The organism is Mycobacterium sp. (assembly GCF_032162105.1).
Taxonomy (GTDB): domain Bacteria; phylum Actinomycetota; class Actinomycetes; order Mycobacteriales; family Mycobacteriaceae; genus Mycobacterium.
The window spans coordinates 1-3,109 of the sequence record NZ_JAVRPS010000085.1; the positions used below are offsets into that span (position 1 = coordinate 1).

Consider the following 3,109-nt stretch of genomic DNA (forward strand, 5'->3'; position numbering starts at 1 on the left):
CCCGACTTCGCGCTCAACCAGCCGCTGTCGACGTTCGCGCTCGCCGCGGTCGACGTGCTCGACCCGACAGCCGAAACCCATGCGCTGGACGTCGTTTCGGTCATCGAGGCGACCCTCGAGGACCCCCGCCAAATCCTGGCGGCGCAGCTGAACAAGGCCAGGGGCGAGGCCGTCGCCCAGATGAAGGCCGAGGGCATCGAGTACGACGAACGGATGGAGCTGCTGGACGACGTCACCTATCCCAAGCCGCTCGAGGAGCTGCTCGGACACGCCTACGAGGTGTACCGGCAGACCAACCCCTGGGCCGCTGACGGGCAGCTGTCGCCGAAGTCCGTCGTGCGCGAGATGTGGGAGCGGGCGTTCACGTTCCGGGAGTACGTCAGCGTCTACGGGTTGACCCGCTCCGAGGGCGCAGTGCTGCGCTACCTCTCCGACGCCTTCAAGGCGCTGCGGTCCGGAGTGCCCGCCGCCGCGCGGACCGAGGCGGTCACCGACATCGTCGAGTGGCTGGGCGAACTAGTGCGCCAAGTGGATTCGAGCCTGCTCGACGAATGGGAGCAGCTCACCAACCCCGATGATCCGCTCGACGCGCCCGTGGCGGTGCCTGCTCGCCCACGTCCGCTGACCGGCAACGAGCGGGCGTTCACCGCGATGGTCCGCAATGCACTGTTCCGCCGGGTGGAACTGTTCGCCCGGCGTCGCTGGTATGACCTTGGCGAGTTGGACGGCGGCTCCGGATGGACCGCGGATCGGTGGGAGGAGGCCGTCCGCGCCTACTTCGATGAGCACGACGACGTGGGCATCGGCGCCGACGCCCGTGGCCCGGCCCTGCTGATCATCGATCGGCAGCCCGGCGTGTGGCGGGTGCGCCAGATCCTGGACGACCCTGCCGGAGACCATGATTGGGGCTTCGAGGTGGAAGTGGACCTCGAGGCCTCCGACGAGGAGGGTGCCGCAGTGATACGGCTGGTCGACGCCGGTCGGATGGATTAATCCCCGGCCGCAACCAGGGAACGCAAATGCACGGTGGGATTGTCCCTTTGGACGTTTTCGAGGCGCCACTTCGTGGAGAACACAGCCAGGACGACACCATCGGTACGGGTGAACACCTCGACTGACGCCAGTTTCTGCAGAATCTCGGCACCGGCGGCGTCGGTGGCGCGGGCCACCGTGTACGGAAGTGGCTCAAGCTGGATCGGCGCACTGAATTCGGCAACCATCCGATGGCTGGCCACCTCGAACTGCATGGGCCCGACGGCGGCGAAGACAGGCGCCTGATCACCGCGCCGGTCCGAACGCAGCACCTGGATGACGCCTTCTTGGTCGAGCTGCTCGATCCCTTTCCGGAACTGCTTGTGCTTGCTCGGATCGGTGCCGCGCGCGACGGCGAAATGCTCGGGCGAAAAGCTCGGGATCGGCGGGTACTGCACGGGGACGTCGACATAGAGCGTGTCGCCCGGGCGTAGCGCGTTGGCATTGGCCAGTCCGATCACGTCGCCCGGCCACGCCGTGTCCAGCGTCGACCGCTGCTGACCGAAAACCGACTGCGCGTACTTGGTGACGAACGGCTTGCCGGTAGCACCGTGGGTCAGGACCTCGCCGCGTTCGAACGTGCCCGAGCACACCCGGGCGTAGGCGATTCGGTCACGATGGGCCGAGTCCATGCCCGCCTGGACCTTGAACACGAAGGCACTGAACGGCGCAGCGGCCTCGCGCCTGTTGCCCTCGACGTCGAGCTGCCCGCTCGGCGGCGGTGCGATCTGGACGAGCACGTCGAGGAGCTGGTTCACCCCGAAGTTGAGCACCGCCGACGTAAAGAGCACGGGCGTCGACTCGCAGCCCAGAAAACTCGCCGGGTCGTAATCGGATCCATCGGCCTCGAGGAGTTCGGACTCCTCGACCGCGCGATCCCAATCGACGCCCGCCGAGTCGTGGGCGTCATCCGGAGCGATGTGTTCTTCAGGAGCGGCCTTGGCGCCACCCGCAGTGCGGGTGTACCGGATGAAATCTCCGCTGCGCCGGTCGAGGACACCCTTGAAATCGCCTGCGACGCCGACTGGCCACGTCAGTGGGGTGGGACGAAGGCCGATGCGCGCCTGGATCTCATCCAAGAGCTCGAGCGGGTCGCGGCCGGGGCGGTCCCATTTGTTGATTACCGTGATGATCGGGATCCGACGATGCCGGCACACCTGAAACAGCTTGAGTGTCTGTGGCTCAAGGCCTTTCGCGGCGTCGATGAGCATCACGGCGCAGTCGACGGCGGTCAGGACGCGGTACGTGTCTTCGGAGAAGTCTGCGTGTCCCGGGGTGTCGAGCAGGTTGATGACGGCCGTTTCCCCGGTCTGGGTCTGGTACGGGAATTGCAGAGCCGTCGAGGTGATGGAGATACCGCGGGCCTTCTCCATCTCCATCCAGTCCGACACGGTGGCGCGGCGACCGGCCTTGCCGTGGATGGCGCCGGCCTCGGTGATGGCCTTGGCATGCAGGACCAGGGCCTCCGTCAACGTGGACTTGCCGGCGTCGGGATGGCTAATCACTGCGAACGTTCTGCGACGTCGCGCTTCGGCGGAGATGCGGTCTGTCTGACGCCAAGGGGCGGCCGTCGACACACCCGAGGCTGTATCGGTCATTGCGTGGTCGAGCATATTGGCCGAAGACGCCGAAACGATAATCGGGCAAACGCACTGGTGGAGCCCGACGGGTCGGATCGAAGGCAATCGCGTGTCAGGGTGCCGGAGTATAGTCGAACACATGTTCGAGAGAGTCGGTGACGCGGGCCTGGTCGACGTCATCACGGCCACGGCCCGGGCCAGCGCCGCCTCGGACGCCCGCAAGTACGCTGCGATCGCCGAGCTGCAACGCCGCCGCAACACCGGCGAGCACGCTCATTCGGCGTGCGACGACACCGACGCCACCGCCGCCGAGATCGCCGCCGCACTCAACATCGGCCACGGCCGCGCCCTCGGCGAAATCGATCTGGCGCTCGCCCTGCGCGACCGACTCCCCCAGGTCGCCGCCCTATTCGCCGCCGGTGCGGTGAACGGCCGCCGGGTCTGGCTGATCGATCAACGCACCCGCCTGGTAACCGACCCCGAAGCGCTGACCGCGA

General features: G+C 67.0%; 3 protein-coding genes. 2 read left to right on the forward strand and 1 reads right to left on the reverse strand.

What is annotated here, in order from left to right:
- Nucleotides 1-993, forward strand: a 993-nt coding sequence (locus tag QOC69_RS04145) for a DUF3516 domain-containing protein (protein ID WP_526436648.1), incomplete at its 5' end; no start/stop codon positions are given.
- Here the strand turns inward: QOC69_RS04145 and QOC69_RS04150 are convergent.
- Nucleotides 990-2,630: a peptide chain release factor 3 gene (locus QOC69_RS04150; protein WP_526436650.1), complete on the reverse strand. Its 1,641-nt coding sequence runs from the start codon at nt 2,628-2,630 to the stop codon at nt 990-992. The two genes, QOC69_RS04145 and QOC69_RS04150, sit on opposite strands and share 4 nt — an antisense overlap.
- Before the next feature lie 121 nt (nt 2,631-2,751).
- On the opposite strand from QOC69_RS04150, the gene QOC69_RS04155 reads away from it, so the two are divergent.
- Nucleotides 2,752-3,109, forward strand: a 358-nt coding sequence (locus QOC69_RS04155) for a DUF222 domain-containing protein (RefSeq protein ID WP_526436652.1), incomplete at its 3' end; no start/stop codon positions are given.

Excerpts from the sequence above, each read along its gene's own strand:
- QOC69_RS04150 (WP_526436650.1), bottom strand. The coding sequence starts at position 2,630 with ATGACCGATACAGCCTCGGGTGTGTCGACGGCCGCCCCTTGGCGTCAG.